General features: G+C 68.1%; 1 pseudogene. It reads right to left on the reverse strand.

The features are described from left to right. Window positions 1–461 (reverse strand): annotated as a pseudogene (locus EWM57_RS21335) (hypothetical protein); the annotation flags it as partial.

Raw genomic sequence — 461 nt, forward strand, 5'->3', positions numbered from 1 at the left:
CCCGCCGTGCCGGTGATGGACGGCGTGGGGTTGGTACCGCTCAGGCAGAAGGTCGAGCCGGCGTAGGCGAAGGCCGCCGAGGTGGCCGGATTCACCGTCACCGAAGCCGTAGCCGAGGAGGGGCAGGAGCCGCCCACGCTGTAGGTCACGGTGTAGGTGCCGGGCGTCGAAGCGGCGAGGTTGATGGCGCCGGTGGTGGCATTCAGGCTCAGGCCCGAGGCAGCGCTGAACGTGCCGCCCGCCGTGCCCGTCACGGTAGCCGTGGGGTTCGTATCGTTCTGGCAATACGTGGCGGCCGGATACGAGAACGTAGCCGTCGTCAGCGGATTCACCGTCACGACCGTGGCCGTCGACGTGGCTGTGCAGCCTTGGGCCGTGGTTACGGTTACCGAGTAGCTGCCGCTGGCCGAAGCCGAGTAGGTATTGGTCGTAGCGCCGCTGATGGCCGAGCCGTTGAGCAG

Origin of the sequence: Hymenobacter persicinus, from assembly GCF_004167665.1 — a bacterium.
Taxonomy (GTDB): domain Bacteria; phylum Bacteroidota; class Bacteroidia; order Cytophagales; family Hymenobacteraceae; genus Hymenobacter; species Hymenobacter persicinus.